At 37.9% G+C, this 16,150-nt stretch carries 13 protein-coding genes; 7 read left to right on the top strand and 6 right to left on the bottom strand.

Annotated features, from left to right (window positions below; all coding sequences use genetic code 11):
- Window position 1 precedes the first annotated feature (1 nt).
- The 3 genes from ACTBZY_RS08425 to ACTBZY_RS08415 all read left to right on the top strand — a co-directional run bounded on the left by ACTBZY_RS08425 (window position 2) and on the right by ACTBZY_RS08415 (window position 5,557).
- The gene (locus tag ACTBZY_RS08425; RefSeq protein WP_463045888.1) at window positions 2-1,849 is read left to right on the top strand and encodes a RagB/SusD family nutrient uptake outer membrane protein; all 1,848 of its coding nucleotides are present in this window, start codon (window positions 2-4) and stop codon (window positions 1,847-1,849) included.
- Window positions 1,850-1,922: 73 nt separating this feature from the next.
- Window positions 1,923-5,222, top strand: coding sequence for a VCBS repeat-containing protein (locus tag ACTBZY_RS08420; protein WP_463045887.1), 3,300 nt, complete (start codon window positions 1,923-1,925; stop codon window positions 5,220-5,222).
- Window positions 5,223-5,233: 11 nt separating this feature from the next.
- A complete protein-coding gene (locus ACTBZY_RS08415; protein ID WP_463045886.1) occupies window positions 5,234-5,557 on the top strand; it encodes a hypothetical protein in 324 nt (107 codons plus the stop codon).
- Here ACTBZY_RS08415 and ACTBZY_RS08410 read toward each other — a convergent pair.
- A complete protein-coding gene (locus ACTBZY_RS08410) occupies window positions 5,543-6,547 on the bottom strand; it encodes a LacI family DNA-binding transcriptional regulator (protein WP_463045885.1) in 1,005 nt (334 codons plus the stop codon). The two genes, ACTBZY_RS08415 and ACTBZY_RS08410, sit on opposite strands and share 15 nt — an antisense overlap.
- A gap of 413 nt (window positions 6,548-6,960) precedes the next feature.
- On the opposite strand from ACTBZY_RS08410, the gene galK reads away from it, so the two are divergent.
- From galK to feoB, 4 genes are all read left to right on the top strand, one after another.
- Entirely contained in the window at window positions 6,961-8,151 is a 1,191-nt protein-coding gene (galK, locus tag ACTBZY_RS08405) for a galactokinase (protein ID WP_463045884.1), read from the top strand.
- A 354-nt stretch (window positions 8,152-8,505) separates the two neighbouring features.
- Window positions 8,506-10,146 carry a glycerol-3-phosphate dehydrogenase/oxidase gene (locus ACTBZY_RS08400; protein ID WP_463045883.1) on the top strand — a complete coding sequence of 547 codons (1,641 nt, stop codon included), beginning with the start codon at window positions 8,506-8,508 and terminating at the stop codon, window positions 10,144-10,146.
- A 76-nt stretch (window positions 10,147-10,222) separates the two neighbouring features.
- The gene (locus tag ACTBZY_RS08395; RefSeq protein ID WP_463045882.1) at window positions 10,223-10,468 is read left to right on the top strand and encodes a FeoA family protein; all 246 of its coding nucleotides are present in this window, start codon (window positions 10,223-10,225) and stop codon (window positions 10,466-10,468) included.
- A gap of 5 nt (window positions 10,469-10,473) precedes the next feature.
- Window positions 10,474-12,567, top strand: a complete 2,094-nt coding sequence (gene feoB / locus ACTBZY_RS08390) for a ferrous iron transport protein B (RefSeq protein WP_463045881.1) — start codon at window positions 10,474-10,476, stop codon at window positions 12,565-12,567.
- 97 nt (window positions 12,568-12,664) lie between these two features.
- On the opposite strand, the gene ACTBZY_RS08385 is transcribed toward feoB, so the two are convergent.
- The 5 genes from ACTBZY_RS08385 to ACTBZY_RS08365 form a co-directional block, all read right to left on the bottom strand.
- The gene (locus ACTBZY_RS08385) at window positions 12,665-13,075 is read right to left on the bottom strand and encodes a DUF1348 family protein (RefSeq protein ID WP_463045880.1); all 411 of its coding nucleotides are present in this window, start codon (window positions 13,073-13,075) and stop codon (window positions 12,665-12,667) included.
- Between the two features lie 10 nt (window positions 13,076-13,085).
- A complete protein-coding gene (locus tag ACTBZY_RS08380; RefSeq protein ID WP_463045879.1) occupies window positions 13,086-13,610 on the bottom strand; it encodes a TetR/AcrR family transcriptional regulator in 525 nt (174 codons plus the stop codon).
- Window positions 13,611-13,833: 223 nt separating this feature from the next.
- Window positions 13,834-14,661 (bottom strand): ion transporter, encoded by an 828-nt coding sequence (locus tag ACTBZY_RS08375; protein ID WP_463045878.1) that lies wholly within the window; start codon window positions 14,659-14,661, stop codon window positions 13,834-13,836.
- A gap of 138 nt (window positions 14,662-14,799) precedes the next feature.
- Window positions 14,800-15,168: a DUF2200 domain-containing protein gene (locus ACTBZY_RS08370; protein ID WP_463045877.1), complete on the bottom strand. Its 369-nt coding sequence runs from the start codon at window positions 15,166-15,168 to the stop codon at window positions 14,800-14,802.
- Window positions 15,169-15,210: 42 nt separating this feature from the next.
- Complete coding sequence (locus tag ACTBZY_RS08365; RefSeq protein ID WP_463045876.1) at window positions 15,211-16,146, bottom strand: hypothetical protein; 936 nt, start codon at window positions 16,144-16,146, stop codon at window positions 15,211-15,213.
- Between the last annotated feature and the right edge of the window lie 4 nt (window positions 16,147-16,150).

Raw genomic sequence — 16,150 nt, 5'->3', positions numbered from 1 at the left:
AATGAAAAAAACGAAATATATATTATTACCAATTCTCATTTCATTATTCTCAGTAACAGGCTGTAGTGATGACTTTGTGAACACACAACCACTCGGTGAGGTTTCAGAAGCATCCGTTTGGACAGATGCGGCATTGGCAGAAGCAGCGGTTACTAATATCTATAGAGGTATTGGAAACGGTGGTTTTGATGAGCAAATGTTAGCTTCTTTAACAGATGAGACCATGTTTACGCACCCAGGTAGAGGAATCACCACTGTTACGGAGTCAAGATCTAATTCGGCTGATCCGGGTTGGACAAATAACACCTATGAATGGGGAAATATGTTTACCTATATCAGGGCAGCTAATGTGGCTATTGAGCAGTTGACTGAGCCTCAAATTGATAATTCAGGAGGATTAGTGGATCGCTTAATGGGCGAGGCTAAATTTCTTCGTGCCTATTATTATCAGCAGTTGCTTCGTTATTATGGTGGGTTTCCTATTATCGCTAAAAGTTATGGCTTATCTGATGATGATTTCTTGGTAACAAGAGACAGCTACGAGGATTGTGTGAACTTCATTGTTAAAGATTTAGATGATGCCGCTACTTTATTGGCCGGCAAAAATCCAGCTACAGGAAGATCAACAGAATTAGCCGCTTTAGCTTTAAAATCGAGAGTTTTACTTTATGCTGCCAGTGATTTACATGATATACCAAAGGCATCTGCCAAGTCATCTGTAATTTCTGGCTTTTCTAAGAAAGACTTATTGGGTTATACTTCTGGAAGCCAACAAACCAGATGGCAGGCCGCCAAAGCTGCTGCAAAGGCAGTATTGGACAAAGGAACTGGAAGCTTGTTGAATTACTCTGAGCCTGTTTCTGCGGCGAAAGGAAAAGAAAACTACATGAACAATTCTTTGTCAAGGAATGGCGGAGAAAGTGAGCTAATCTTAGGTAGATATTTCATTGCTGCTAAAAGAGAAGGGGGAGGGCGTCAAGGACTTTTCAACGGACCAAACGGTTATAATAACTGGGCAGGTAACACCCCCGTTTCTTTATTAGTAGATGATTATCAAATGATGGATGGTTCTTCATTTGATTGGAAAAAAGCAGAGCATGCTGCAAAACCTTATGAAAATCGTGACCCAAGATTTTATGCATCTATTCTTTATGATGGAGCACAGTGGAAACCAAGAGCATCTGCAAACCAGCCTAGAGATCCATTAGGTCAGATTCAGACAGGACAGTATGAGCTTCCAAGCGGAGATACACATTTTGGTTTAGATACTAGAAATGGTCCTATTGAAGATTGGAATGGTAGCTACACAGGTTATTATATCAGAAAATTCACAGAGCCTGCTGCTGATTTTGTAGATCAAAATACATGGCAGGAAATTCCTTGGCCAGTCTTGAGATACACAGAAGCTGTTTTAAACTATGCAGAAGCTTGTATTGAGTTAGGTGAAGATGCAGAGGCTATTAAGTGGATAAATAAAGTTCGTTTTAGAGTAGGTATGCCTGCTATTTCTGCCACAGGAGATGCTTTAATGAAACTTTACAGACAAGAGAGAAGAATAGAGATGGCTTTTGAAGAGCAGCGTTATCATGACGCCAGAAGATGGATGATTGCTAAAGAAACTTTAGGAAGAAAGGCCAATGGTATCAATATCGTAGGTACGCTTAAGCCAGGTAAAACTATTGGTGTCTATAAATATGACCCTACCATATATAATTACTCATATACTGTAATTAATATGGATGAAGGAAAAGAAAATAGACAGTGGGCAGATAAAATGTACTATTTGCCAATCAATAGAAACGAAATAAATAGAAATGCAAACTTGGTTCAAAATCCAGGTTTTGAGTAATTGAATCTATTTAAACCGAATTGAAAAAATCTATCCCTAAATTGGGATAGATTTTTTTTACATTTATATATACATGAAAAAACACCTTAAGCTAGACTTACTTACGCTTTTCTTAGGCATTTTTATGCTCGTTTCTTGCACTTCTTCAAGCCCTGAGGAAGAAGAAAAGGAAGGAACATTATTTACCCTACTATATCCAACTAAAACTAATTTGAACTTCCAGAATACCCTAACGGAAGGCCTCAATACCAACATTTTAATGTATGAATACTTCTATAACGGAGCTGGTGTGGCCACAGGTGACTTCAATGGCGACGGCAGAGAAGATTTATACTTTACAGCTAATTTATCTGACAATAAACTCTATTTAAATAATGGAGATTTTAATTTTCAGGATGTCACAAAAATAGCTGGGGCAGGTGGAAGACCGGGTCCTTGGAAAACAGGTGCAACCATGGTAGACATAAATGCAGACGGTTTACTTGATATATACCTTTGTTATTCTGGGGCATTGCCTCCACAAAAAAGAGTGAATGAGCTCTTTGTTAACCAAGGCAATAATGACAGTGGTATTCCTATATTCAAAGAAGAAGCCGCTAAATATGGTTTAAACAGCCCTGGTTTTAGTAATCAAGCGTACTTTTTCGATGCAGATTTAGATGGAGATTTAGATATGCTTTTGTTGAATCATAACCCCAAAAACTTACCGATTCTTAATGAAGCCAGTACGGCCGAATTTATGCGGACAGACGACCCTGAAATGGGACTGAGATATTTTATGAACCAAGAGGGGTTTTATAAAGATGAAACGAAAGGCTCGGGTATAAATGGTTCTGCTTTAAGCTATGGCTTAGGTTTAGGTATTTCTGACTTTAATCAGGATGGCTGGCCAGATTTTTATGTGTCTAATGATTATTCTGTTCCAGATTACATCTATATCAATCAAAAGAACGGCAAATTTAAAAATGAAATAGACAATAGCATAGGGCATACCAGTCAGTTTTCAATGGGTAATGACATGGCCGATATCAATAACGATGGCTTGGTGGATATCTTCACGTTAGATATGCTCCCGGAAGATAATAGACGTCAAAAACTTCTTTTAGCACCAGACAATTTTAACAAATTTGACCTCAACGTACGCAGTGGGTTTCATTACCAGTACATGCGAAATATGCTGCAGGTCAATAATGGGAACGGTACGTTTTCTGAGGTAGGTCAGCTTGCTGGTATCTCTAATACAGATTGGAGTTGGTCGGCACTTCTAGCAGATTATGATAATGATGGTTGGAAAGACCTCTTTGTAAGTAATGGGTATTTTAGAGATTATACCAATCTGGACTTCATCAAATACATGGACGATTTTGTGAAGGAAAAAGGGAGATTAGTGAGAGATGATGTATTGGAAATTATATCTCATATGCCATCATCAAATGTAGGTAATTACATTTTTAAAAATAAAAATGGTAACGGTTTTGAAAACGTGACCAAGAATTGGGGCTTGGCTGAGGCGTCAAATAGTAATGGGGCTGTTTATGTAGATTTAGATAATGATGGCGACTTGGATCTTGTGGTTAATAATATCAATAAAGCCGCTTTTGTTTTTAGAAACGATGCTACCAATAATTACTTAAAAGTAAAGCTGAAGGGTTCTGATAAAAACACTTTGGGGATTGGGGCAAAGCTTACCGCAGAAATAGGTCAAAATAAAATGATTTTGGAACAGTATATCGGGAGAGGTTACCTTTCGTCGGTATCTCCCATCTTAAATTTAGGATTAGGGAAAACGGATAAAATAGATAGGCTTACCATTGCTTGGCCAACCGGAGAAGTGGAAGAATTGTTAAACGTGATGGCCAATCAGACGCTTAAAGTGGATTTTAAGAATGCACAAAAAAAAGAAAAGGAAAAAACTATTACCGTACCACTTTTTAGCCAAATATCTTCTCCTCTAAACATTACACACCAAGCTCCAAAATATAGGGATTTTGACCGTCAACCGCTTTTGATTCATGAGCAATCTTTTAATGGACCTTTCATGATCAAAGAAGATGTCAATAATGATGGTTTAGATGATGTCTTTATTGGCGGATCAGTAGGTCAAAGTGCTGCTCTTTTTATTCAAAATAATAATGGTGGTTTTTCTAAAGTTTCAAATCTGGGTCTTGAAATTGATAAAATGTATGAAGATACAGACGCCCTTTTCTTGGATGTAAATGCAGATGGGTTTAAAGACCTTTATGTGGCGAGCGGGGGGTATCATCAGCTGGGAGCAGTCGACGCCTTATTGGCCGACAGGCTATATCTCAATGATGGAAAAGGGAGTTTCTCTAAGGTGAAATTGTCTTTAGAAAACACGGCCACATCTTGTTTAGCAAAAGAAGATATCAATGGTGATGGGCTGGTAGATGTTTTTGTAGGTGGAGGTATATTGCCAGGAAGATATCCTGAAGTTTCGGAAAGTTACTTTTTGATAAATAATGGCAAAGGAGGCTTAAATAAGCAAGCTATAAGGGGTCTTGGGAAGGTAGGCTTGGTAAAAGAAGTGAAATGGGCAGATTTGGATGGCGATAAGTCTTTCGAAATGATTGTGGTAGGGGAGTGGATGGGCATAAAAGTTTATAAGAATAATAAGGGAACACTGACAGATATCAGCAATAAGTTTTTTGATCAGGAGCTTTTGGGCTGGTGGAATACCATAACTATTAAAGACTTAAATGGTGATGGTCATCCAGATTTAGTGGTGGGAAACGAAGGATTAAATACGCAGTTTAAAGCGAGTAAAGCAGAGCCATTAGAGCTTTATGCAAAAGACTTCGATTCTAATGGAATAGTGGATCCGCTGTTTTGTTTTTATATTCAAGGGAAAAGTTATCCTTATATCACGAGGGACGAATTGCTTAATCAATTGTCGAAGTTTCGTTCAGATTTCACCACCTATGCTAGCTTTTCTGAAGTTGGTTTAGATAAACTATTTCCTGAGTCAGAACTAAAAACGGCGAGTCATTTTAAAGCGGATTATATGTCGACTACCGTATTTTTAAGTCAGGCAGATGGTAAATATAAAATGGCTAATGTACCTTTGGAAGCTCAGTATGCACCCGTTTTTTCAATAAATGTTACAGATTTTGATAAAGATGGCTTTGAGGACATCCTTTTACTAGGAAATAATAGCCATAGTAAACTCAGGTTGGGTAAATCGGATGCTAATTATGGATTACTTTTAAAAGGAAATGGAAAAGGCGAATTTAAAACTGTTTCTCAAGTTAAATCGGGATTAAATATAAAAGGAGATGTACGGAGCTCTTTATTAATCAATAACAAGCTCTTTATAGGGATTAATGATATTGGAATAACAAGTTATAGTTTCTAAAAATAGATTTTATGAAGGTGATATTTTTGGTATTGGTTTCTTTATTCTCATTCATAGAGAAAAGATCGGCAGAGGCTAAATCAACAGCTGATTCTTGGAGTTCTGAGGTTTTGAGCCATTATGAACGACTTATTTTGTCTCATTATCCTGGTTTGACTTATCTCTCAGATAAGATTGGGATACAGGCTGAGGTTGAGGATGAGCAGGAAATCAAGAAGGAAAAGCCTGAGGATGAAAAAAATGAGGTGCCGGACTCTTTTTACATTTTAACCTTAATTGTCATTGTGATTTTGGCTTACCTTATGAATAAGAGAAAGCCATTAATGAATCCTTAACTCGGTATTTACAATTATTTCTTCGTAGGGCAATGGCTCGTCGTTTTCAATACACTGAAGCAGTAATTCTGCGGCTTTGGTACCCATAGTGTAGGGAAATTGCTCAACAGAAGCCACTGGTGGGTTTTCTAGTAGGCTTGTAATGGGTAAATTGGCAAAACTCACAAAAAGAATATCCTTATTGGGCATGATGCCTTTTTTTCTACAAGCTGACATGGCGTGAAGAGCTACGTAATCATTAAAAGTCAGAACTGCTTCAGGCCTATCTTCTAGTTCACAAAGTTCCAGCATTTTCTCCTCTGTTTCTTCTCTTGTCAGATTGGAAGACTTAATGTATTTCTGAGAAGTCTGAAGACCAAACTTCGAAATGGTCTCCAAGTACCCATTTAATCTTTCATCCGACACTTGAAGGTTTCCAGGGCCATTTATAATCGCAATTTTTTTGACACCTTTGTTTACCAAAAACTGAATGGCTTCTATACTACCCATGGTGACGTTGCTTCTTACTTTATTGGCTTCAAGATTTCTGGGTACTCTGTCAAAAAAAACCACTGGAATGCCATATTCTTCTAAAACTTTAAAGTGACCATAATGATTGGTTTCTGCGGAAACGGATGCAATGAGTCCATCTATTCTGGTGGAAATAAATGCGTCTAACATTTTTTTCTCTCGTTCCAGATTGTCTCTAGACTGACTCACCATGACATGGTAATCATGTGGCAATACAGCGTCTTCAATAGCTGTGATGGCAATGGTGAAAAACTCCTCTTTTAAAAAAGGAAGAAGCACACCAATTTTAAGCGTTTTATTATTTTTTAAAAGTAAGGCTGCAGGGTTTGGAACATAATGAAGCTTACTAGCCAATGCCTTAACACGCTCCTTAGTTTTGATGCCAATTCTTGGATGATCATGTAGAGCTCTAGAAACTGTACTAGGAGATATGCCTAATTCAGTAGCAATATTCTTAATCGTTATGGTGGTTCGAGCCATTATGTGAGTAGCGTTTTTTCTATTGGCAAGTTACTATTAAATCCGCACTGAGTGCAATTGTTTGCACCTTTTATATAAGGACGTTTTTGGCTTTGTGCAAACGTTTGTACGGTGTTTAGGGCACTATTATGCATAACTTTTAATGGTAAGAATTATAAACCTATCTACATTTGTATTAGGCCAACTTTACAAGTAGATGTTTGTTTTTGAAACTTGGGCTAAAGTTAATTTAGCTTTAAGAATGACGAAACGTCATATATGGAATAAGGTTAAAATTTAGGTAGAGAATAAGGAAACTATGCCGACATTGTTGGCATAGTTTTTTAATGTAATTATTGACAATACCACTTTGGTTATTGTGGGTACAAGGAAACTTATTCTCTGAAATTAATAATAAAAACTGCTTTACAATAATGAATGAAACGGTAATATCCGAAGCTTTTGAAAGAGCGTATAATACATTACCCACTATTGCCGTAAGAGCCCCTGGTCGAATTAATTTAATAGGTGAGCATACAGATTACAACGATGGTTTTGTACTTCCAGCTTCCATAGATAAGGCCATTTACTTTTGTCTCTCCAAAAGGGAAGACAGGAAGGTGATATTTCATTCAGTAGACCTAAAAGATAGCCTTGCGATAGACTTGGACACATTGGTGAAGTCGGATAAAGATTGGGCCAATTTTCTTATTGGTGTTACCAAAGAGATTATAGATTCTGGAGGAGACTTGGTTCTAGGATTTAATTTGGCTTTTGGTGGAGATGTGCCTTTGGGAGCAGGATTATCCTCCTCCGCGGCCATTGAGAGTGGTTTGGGCTTTGCCTTAAATCAACTTTATAACCTCAACTTAAGTCTTTTAGATTTGGCCTTGGTGGCACAGAGAGCCGAACACAATTTTGCCGGAGTGAGGTGCGGCATTATGGATATGTATGCCTCTTTAATGGGCAGAGAGCATAAGGTAATTAAGCTAGATTGTAAAAACTTAAGTCATACTTATTTACCCTTCGATTTTGAAGAAGTAAACTTAGTTCTTTTTAATACGGGCGTAAAACATAACCTAGCAGACTCAGCGTATAATAAAAGAAGAGAGGAGTGTGAATTGGGCTTAAGTATTTTGAAAGGTATATATCCAAACGTTTCGAGCTTTAGAGACGCAGACCTTTCTATGCTGGAAGCCAATAAGTCAGCATTTGAAGCAAAAGTGTATCATAGGTGTCATTACGTTCTTTCTGAAGAGAAGAGAATGAAAGAAGCCACTGTGGCTTTGGAAAATGGAGCTTTAGAAACCTTCGGTCAATTGATGTTTGAAACACATAAAGGCTTAAAGAACGACTATGAAGTGAGCTGCAAAGAATTAGACTTTTTGGTAGATTTGGCCACAGAAAACAAATCCATTCTAGGTTCAAGAATGATGGGTGGAGGTTTTGGTGGATGCACCATAAATCTTATTAAAAAAGAGGCTGTTCAGGGAATAGTTGATGGTTTTAAGGTAAAGTACTTTGACAAGTTTCAAATCGAGCTAGAACATTTCGAGGTAAAAATTATGGATGGTTGTTCGGTCATCTACGATCTAGAAAACCATGAGCATAAGAATTCAAAATAAATAATGAGCTCTTCAAACACGCAATGTGAAATTTGTTTGAATTAAATTTGAATTAAAGATGATATAGATCATGTCATTTTTCAAGAAGGGTCTTATCCACTAATTTCTACACCATTACATTATTAAAGAGATAGGTTTTTACCTAGATCAGCTTTGAAAGCAGGTATCTTAAGTAAATGTTTTTAAAAGCGACGCAACCATTCTACATCTTCGTTTGTTGCAAAGGGGCGTTAGAAGTAAAATAGCTTTATCGCATGTGCCATAAAAGCTCAAAAATAACAGCTATTCTTGTGCCTGCGTCATTAATTAGATTAATTATCTCTTAATTTTGGGGCTTCGTTGTCAAAAAAATAAATGGATCGTAAACATCATCTTTCTAAGCTTAAATCTGAAGAATTCGATATTTGTATCATAGGTGCAGGTGCTAGTGGTTCGGGAGCAGCTTTAGATGCTATTCTTAGAGGTTATAAGGTAGCTTTAATAGATAGAAATGACTTCTGTGCAGAAACCTCTGCCAAGTCTACTAAACTTATTCATGGTGGTGTACGCTATCTGGAAAGGGCCTTTAAACAATTGGACTTGGAGCAGTTGAGACAGGTAAGGCATGGTTTGCATGAGCGTCATACGCTATTGAAAATAGCCCCGCATTTGGCTAAACCCATTCCACTAATTACGCCCGTTTTTTCTTGGTTCGAAGGATTGTATTATTCTATCGGTCTGAAAATATACGGACTTTTTGCTGGTGGAGACGGTATGCCGTCTGCCAAATGGCTGAGTAAAAAGGATACTTTGAAAAGGATGCCGGGGCTTACAGAAAAGATGCACAGCTCTGTGATGTATTATGATGGTACTTTTAACGACGCCGCCTTTAGTTTTGCATTGGTAAAATCTGCCGAACATAAAGGTGCTGTGGTCGCCAATTACGTTTCTGTTAATGCTTTCAAGAAAGATAAAGATGGTAAGATAGAGAAAGCCATTGTGCAAGATGAAAGCAATAGTGAATCATTTGAGATAAAAGCTAAGCTTTTTCTGAACTGTACGGGCCCTTTTGCAGACCATGTGAGATTAATGGCCGATAAGGACGAGGAATTAAGAATGAGGCCTGCCAAGGGTGTACATTTCGTTTTTCCATCTGAATTATTGACAGGGGAGGATGCCATGCTTATTCCAGAGACCAAAGACGGGAGAGTGGTTTTTGTGAAACCTCTAGGAAATAAAGTGATGGTAGGCACCACGGATACAGCCTATAATGACATGAATGAGGAACCTTTATTGGAATCGGAAGAGGTGGATTATCTGCTAGAAACCGTCAATCCTTTTTTAGAAACACCTTTAGAAAGAAAAGATATCGTTTCGGGTTTTGCGGGTGTAAGACCTCTTTTAGCTCCTAAAAGCAGTAAAAGGAAAGAAACGAAGTCTCTTCTGAGAGACCACGAAGTAGAATATTTGCCAGAATCTGGTCTTTTAAGCTTATTGGGTGGAAAGTGGACTACCTATAGAGTTATGGCAAAGGATGCGATAGATTATGCGGGTGTAATATTAAATAAAGAGGCAAACTGCAGTACGGATAAACAGCAATTGGTGGGAGCACAAAACGGTGCTTTTGTGATGGATGTTTATAAAGAAAAAGCTTCTCAACTGCTAGGAGTAGATACCGTGAAACATCTTTATGAAAACTATGGCGACCTCTCTTTAGAGGTGCTTATGTTGGTTCAAAAGGATCCAAAATTGGCAGAGAAACTTCATGAAAAGTATCCGTTTATTAAAGCCGAAGTGGTTTATGGTGTTAAAGGTGGCATGTGCGTAAAGCTGAGAGACTTTTTCTCAAGAAGAATTAGAATGGAACTGATGGATTGGGAAGCTACCAAAGAAGCTATAGACAAAGCGGCAGTTCTTTTTCAAAAGGGATTAGATTGGACCGATGAAGAATTAGAAAAAAACAAGAAGGAATACAGTGAGCTTTTAGACAAATTTCAGTCCGTTGCAGGAATTTAGTAGATATTTCTCTTTACAGCAGAACGAAAACTATTAGATTTGTGTTTTATTTAAACTGATTCTAAATAGCATTTAATTGGACAACACCACTCATATTTTATCCGATTTTTCTCCTGGAGAAACTGTCATGGTTGACGGTTTTAAGGACGAAGAACTTTCTTTAAAACTAATGGAGATGGGTTTTGTGCCTGGTACAGTTGTCAAGATTGACCGTGAAGCTCCCTTCGGTTGTCCGGTTTGTGTCACTATAGGTGGAGATTATCAGGTATCTCTTCGAAAATCTGAGGCCGCTACGGTTTTGGTTAAAAATCTTAAAAAATAGGAAGTATGAAAGTAGCTCTGATTGGTAATCCAAACAGTGGTAAAACTTCTTTGTTTAATCAGTTAACTGGTCTTAGGCAGAAAGTAGGGAATTTTCCAGGCGTTACAGTAGATAAGAAAATAGGAATAACCAAGCTTATTTCAGGTGAAAAAGTGGAGGTTGTAGACTTCCCGGGTACCTATAGTATTTATCCTACCTCTGTAGACGAGCAAGTGGTTTTGGAGGTGCTCTCAAATCCTAAAAATATTGATTATCCAGATTTGGCCGTGGTGGTGGTGGATGCCTCTAATCTTAAAAGAAACATGTTGCTTTTCGAGCAGGTTTCTGATTTAGGAATTCCAACTGTTTTAGCTCTTAATATGCTGGATTCTGCCTTAGACGCGGGAACAGAAATAGATACTTTAAAGTTAGAAAAACACCTTGAGGTACCAGTTGTAGAACTTAATGCCAGAGAGGGAATAGGTGTAAACGGACTAAAAATTGTTATAGAAAAGGCTCTAGAAGACAGAAAAGTGCATTATAATAATGATGCCAAGAGCGTTTATGAAGATGCTATTTCTGCCGTTAAAAAGGAATTTAATATTGAGAATGATTATCTAGCCAGTCAATATTTAGCTCAAAGTAAAAAGCTATCGTTTCTGACCAATGATGAGAAGTTCAAGATTTCTGAGATATCTCAGAAATACGGTTTTAATGCTAGAACTTTTCAGTCGGCCGAAACCTTGGCACACTTTCAGGATATATCTCAAGCCTTAAAAGAGGTTGTTAAAAATGCGGATGTTAAGAAGGAATCTAGAACGGAAAAAATAGATGCCATTTTACTACATAAAGTTTGGGGCTATCTGATTTTCTTGGGAATTCTGTTTGCTATTTTTAATGCTGTTTTTGCCTTAGCAGAATATCCAATGGACTGGATAGATGGGGGCATTGCTCAGGTAAACGATTGGTTGAAAACCACACTTCCTGACAGTAAATTGACGTCGCTTTTAACAGATGGGATTGTGGCTGGGATTGGTGGAGTCATTATGTTTATTCCACAAATTGCTCTTTTGTTTGCTGGTATAGCCATTTTGGAGGAATCGGGTTATATGGCTAGGGTAGTGGTGCTAATGGATAAGCTCATAAGAAGATTTGGAATGAGTGGAAAATCGGTGGTTCCGCTAATGTCTGGTATAGGCTGTGCGGTGCCTGCGGTGATGTCTGCTAGAACCATCGGAAACTGGAAAGAAAGACTGGTGACCATTATGGTGACGCCATTAATGAGCTGTGCAGCCAGGTTACCTATTTATACTATTTTGATAGCCTTAGTTGTGCCTAATACCAAGTTTTTAGGTCTTTTGAGTATGCAGGGTGTGGCTTTAATGGGACTTTATCTTTTAGGTTTTGTTTCTGCTTTGTTGGCTGGCTGGGTGATGAAGAAAATTCTAAAGTCCAATGAGCGAAGCTTCTTTGTAATGGAGCTGCCAACTTACAAAGCCCCTAGATGGGGACAGGTTTTTTATACCATTTATGAAAAAGTAAAAACCTTTGTCTTTGAAGCAGGAAAGGTCATATTGGCTATTTCCATAGTTTTATGGGTGTTGGCATCTTATGGTCCTGGTGATAAAATAGAGCAAGCTCCTGAAATGGTAGCCGCTGCCAAACCAGAGCTTTCAGGAAACGATCTGACCAACGCCATTGCCAGTTATCAATTGGAAAATTCTTACGCAGGGTATTTTGGGAAGGCCATAGAGCCAGCCATCAAACCTTTGGGTTACGATTGGAAAATAGGGATAGCTTTGATTACATCATTTGCCGCTCGTGAGGTGTTTGTAGGCACCATGTCTACCATCTATAGCATTGGAGGGGACAGTGCCGATGATAATAGCATTAAAGCCAGATTACGAAGAGAAGTGAATCCTGAAACGGGAGAGCCGGTTTTCAATACTGCTACCTCGTTTTCGCTGCTTATATTCTACGTTTTTGCTATGATGTGTATGAGTACCATTGCCATCGTATATCGAGAAACCAAGGGCTGGAAATGGCCAATGATTCAGCTGGGTTACATGAGCGTCTTGGCTTATGTTTCTGCCTTTATTGTTTATCAGATTTTGAAGTAAGGATTTTTACCAATAAAGGTTTTGTCTCTAGCGAAAGCCAGTGACTTGTAAATATGGATTGGAATTTAGACTATTCTAGGGCCTTCTGAAGGAGATATTATAAGTACCTCTCACTTTCCCTTATCGCAAGGTCATTAATACTGGCATATCGTTTTTGCATAAGCCCATTCTCATCAAATTCCCAATTTTCATTTCCATAAGCTCTGAACCATTCGCCATTTTTGTTTCTATATTCATATTCGAATCTTACCGCAATTCTATTTCCAGAATGGGACCAATATTCCTTCTTTAGTTTATATTCCAATTCGTTTTTCCACTTATTGCTTAGGAAATTTACAATTTCTTCGCGGCCGTTAACAAATACATTTCTATTTCTCCATTCGCTATCAACGGTGTAAGCTAGGGAAACCTTTGCAGGGTTCTGAGAATTCCATGCGTCTTCCGCCATCTGTATTTTTTGCTTTGCGGTTTCAACGGTAAAAGGTGGGAGAGGTTGTTTTTGCTCCATATGATTTGATTTAAATGATGTTGTTTACAATGAGTTTTGACTTTTCAATTATCTCATTGGATTGAAAGAGTTGACTTTCTATGATTGAACTCTCAAAGAGTAAATAAATGTGTGTTGATAATATTTCATCCGGAATTTCACAACTAAAGAAGTTTCGTAAATCATTTTTATGATTCTGGATAATTGCTAGGATGTCCTTTTGTTCTTTGGATATTTCGGATAGTATATTCAAAAAGCTGCAGCCTCTAAAGTTTTCGGTCTCATTCATGTAAATCAAGAAGTTGAAAGCGGCCAATATTTTTTCTTTGGAATTGAGAGCTGGAGATACAAAACTTTGCATCTGGGCAAACCAAAAATCATGTCTTGTATTTAAGAATTGTGCACATAAATCATTTTTAGATTTAAAATGCAGGTAAAAGCTTGCCTTGGCAACTTTTGCTTCGCTTATTATTTGGTTAATTCCGGTGCTATTGTATCCTTGTTGATGAAACAATATGGAAGCAGTTTCCTGTATTCTATCACGTGGTGAACTCATTTACTTTTTTTTACAAAACTATAAATATAAAATAGACATACAAGTCTGTCTACTATGTTTTTTGAGAAAGTTTATCGTGTTAAAGGAATAGATATTTGGTTAATCTTTTTTCTTACTACTGAGTTTCCGCAGTGACTCCGTTTTTTACTTCTGCCACAGGACGCTAGAATTCCTGAGCTGACTCCGGGAATAGGGAAAAGGTGTCAAGCTAAATGTCTTCTACTTATTCTTTGTGCTGATGCCTATCCTCTAAGTAAAAGTCATGTTCGCAGAAAGGGCAGTGTACCTTTTTAGAGCCTTGTCGTTTCCCGCGAATTTGTTCTGCAAATCCACTCGCCAAAATACCTGTAGGAAGAGCAAAAATGGAAACGCCAAGTATGGCCATAAGTCCGCCTAGAACTTTCCCCAATGGCGTAATTGGATGCATGTCGCCATAACCAACGGTGGTCATCGCATTTACACCCCACCAAAGTGAGGCAGGGATAGAAGAGAAAGCTTCAGGCTGAGCTTCTTGCTCTATATAAAAAGCAAGGCTTGAAGAGATTAAAAGCAGGAAAATAATGAATGAAATACTAAGCAGGAGTTCCTCTTTTTTCTCCTTTAACACATTTTGAATAACACGTAAGGCATGAAAGTATCTGCTAACCCTAAAGAGCCTGAAGATACGTAGGAGTCGAAGTATCTTTACGAAGCTTAAATCCGTTCTGAACAACGAAAAATAGAATGGGAAAATAGCTAGAAAATCAATGATTCCCCAAGGAGAAAAAATAAACTTAATTCTTCCCCAAAATGGGTGTCTATATTCGGCTTTTTCTACACTAGACCAAACTCTTAAAATATATTCAATGGAGAAAATAGATACGGAGAAGAACTCAAAATCTAAGAAGAACCGGCGATATTGGTTACCAAAACTTGGTACCGTATTGAGTATAATGGCGACGGTATTAAGGAATATTAGAATCGAAAGAGCAATGTTTACAATAAAGCTTAATCCACGCTTTCGCTGAAACTTAATTTCCAAAATCTCGTGAACTCTTTTTCGCAGTGTCAAAATTCGTTGTTTAACTATTCACAAGTATAGGGTTTTATGAGCTATTTATGGCGACCAAACATACATTTTTTACGATTAACCTTAAGCGTTTATGTATACCCGAGCAAGTAGTAGTTAAATACTTCTTCGAAATAGAATTTACGATGTACGAAGAATCTTATCCATTTTTCTCCCTTTTGCTAATTCATCTACCAGTTTGTCTAAATATCTGACTTGTTGTGTCAAAGGTGTTTCAATATCTTCTATCCTGTAACCACATATCATTCCTTTGATCAGGGGTGCGTTTGGGTTTAGTTTTGCTCTTTCAAAGAATGTTTTAAAAGTTATCTTTTCTTCAATGAGTTCTTGTAACTTTTCTTCATCAAAACCAGTGAGCCATTTAATGACTTCATGGAGTTCTGTTAGGGTTCTGCCTTTCTTTTCCACTTTAGTAATGTAATGTGGATAGACAGAGGCGAATGTCAAAATTGCTATTTTTTCGTCATGAGCAGGAGTTGTATTAGGCATAATGGCGTATTTTGGTTTGAACAATACTTTCTGCTAGCTAATTTAAAACTTATTTACAGCAATTTCTTTCGACGCTTTACTTTGCGTTCCCCAAATGTGTAGGTTTCCTTCTTTATCTATTTCTAAGCCAGCAGCGGAGCCAAAATCAACGCCATTGGTAGTTTTAAAAGTTTTACTGGCTACTTGTTTCATTATCGGGTCAAAAGCTTCTGGATGACTAACAAGAATTAAGTCGGCGTAGCTAACGTTTGCTTTGCTGTAAAAACCGATAGCGTAAATGGCGTTTTCATCTCTAAGAAGATTAATTGACTGATAGCCTGCCCAGTGGTCTGGGGCAGTAAATGAATGTAATATTTCTTGTTCTTGCTTTTCTGGATTAACCGCGTAAAAGTCCCAAATCCTGCTATCCCAATTACTTACCACCATAAGATAATCACTGTTTAGGGCTAATAAACCTACAGCTCCTGAGGTTTGCTGTTCGGCTTCGCCCGCTCTATTAATATTTAAGGAATGGAGAGTCTTTCCTAGATTATCGTTCTGGTAATTATAAAGTCGAACTTTAGAAGAGGTTTTGATGATATTATCTTCAATGCCAACGGCTAAATAGTCGCCACTTACCTGAATGCCGCCAGCATGTCTATAAGGGTTGTCCATGAGAGCGATGAGCTTTTCTGTCTTTTGTGAGGCTAAGTCGGCCTGCAAGATGTAAGCTAAAGAAGAAGAACTGCCAGATATTAAAAGCTTCTGATCAATGACTTGTACACCCTGAAAGTGGCCTCCATCGCGAGGCACGTTTAAGTTATTTTTTAGGATAAATACCGTGGGCTCAGAACTTATGCTGTCAAATGCTTCAGGGGCGTTTTTAAGTTGCTGGGCAAAGCTTTGAATTGGGCTCAAACTGAGGCCAATCATAATGCAGAGTGCCATGAGTATAGTTCTACGGTATGGCGTAAAAGATGATTTCAACTTTTCAGACATCAGA

Source organism: Arcticibacterium sp. (assembly GCF_055134445.1).
Note: the sequence above shows the minus strand (reverse complement) of the source record. Positions and strands in the feature narration are given on the sequence as shown.

What these genes read in the sequence shown, in the direction of transcription:
- ACTBZY_RS08425 (WP_463045888.1), top strand. Translation starts at nt 2, where the DNA reads ATGAAAAAAACGAAATATATATTATTACCAATTCTCATTTCATTATTC.
- ACTBZY_RS08420 (WP_463045887.1), top strand. Translation starts at nt 1,923, where the DNA reads ATGAAAAAACACCTTAAGCTAGACTTACTTACGCTTTTCTTAGGCATT.
- ACTBZY_RS08415 (WP_463045886.1), top strand. Translation starts at nt 5,234, where the DNA reads ATGAAGGTGATATTTTTGGTATTGGTTTCTTTATTCTCATTCATAGAG.
- ACTBZY_RS08410 (WP_463045885.1), bottom strand. Translation starts at nt 6,547, where the DNA reads ATGGCTCGAACCACCATAACGATTAAGAATATTGCTACTGAATTAGGC.
- galK (WP_463045884.1), top strand. Translation starts at nt 6,961, where the DNA reads ATGAATGAAACGGTAATATCCGAAGCTTTTGAAAGAGCGTATAATACA.
- ACTBZY_RS08400 (WP_463045883.1), top strand. Translation starts at nt 8,506, where the DNA reads ATGGATCGTAAACATCATCTTTCTAAGCTTAAATCTGAAGAATTCGAT.
- feoB (WP_463045881.1), top strand. Translation starts at nt 10,474, where the DNA reads ATGAAAGTAGCTCTGATTGGTAATCCAAACAGTGGTAAAACTTCTTTG.
- ACTBZY_RS08385 (WP_463045880.1), bottom strand. Translation starts at nt 13,075, where the DNA reads ATGGAGCAAAAACAACCTCTCCCACCTTTTACCGTTGAAACCGCAAAG.
- ACTBZY_RS08380 (WP_463045879.1), bottom strand. Translation starts at nt 13,610, where the DNA reads ATGAGTTCACCACGTGATAGAATACAGGAAACTGCTTCCATATTGTTT.
- ACTBZY_RS08370 (WP_463045877.1), bottom strand. Translation starts at nt 15,168, where the DNA reads ATGCCTAATACAACTCCTGCTCATGACGAAAAAATAGCAATTTTGACA.
- ACTBZY_RS08365 (WP_463045876.1), bottom strand. Translation starts at nt 16,146, where the DNA reads ATGTCTGAAAAGTTGAAATCATCTTTTACGCCATACCGTAGAACTATA.